Origin of the sequence: Bacillus cereus group sp. BceL291 (genome assembly GCF_051776705.1) — a bacterium.
GTDB classification, from domain to species: domain Bacteria; phylum Bacillota; class Bacilli; order Bacillales; family Bacillaceae_G; genus Bacillus_A; species Bacillus_A cereus.
On record NZ_JBPWAP010000261.1, the window covers coordinates 1 to 354 of the forward strand.

Consider the following 354-nt stretch of genomic DNA (forward strand, 5'->3'; position numbering starts at 1 on the left):
TCAGAGGAAGCCCTTCAAGGCGTTACCCTATCATTTGACTTCTCGAAATAATAGTTCTGCTGAATATTGAATCAGCGCCTAACCTTTTCAGTTAGGAACGTGTCGCACAATTATATGATTGAACAATGGCACTTAAATCTGTAATACCATTTTTCTTTGCATCATCAAAAGCTCCTTTTAGATGCTTTACTCCATAATAAATTGAATCTTTAGGATTTTTAATTGTATTCATCGCCCAACCTTGTGATTATTGCGATAGGTAAGCCTTTGAAATCATCTTCAGCTTTTCCCCCGCACCACACCGTACGTGAGACTTTCGCCTCATACGGCGTTCCATCTAATTAAGTTAATATT

At 37.9% G+C, this 354-nt stretch carries 1 pseudogene; it reads right to left on the reverse strand.

Going from position 1 to position 354, the window contains the following annotated elements:
- Positions 1-109 precede the first annotated feature (109 nt).
- A pseudogene (locus ACS2CR_RS34495) lies at positions 110-247 on the reverse strand (lysozyme family protein); the annotation flags it as partial.
- Positions 248-354: the final 107 nt, after the last annotated feature.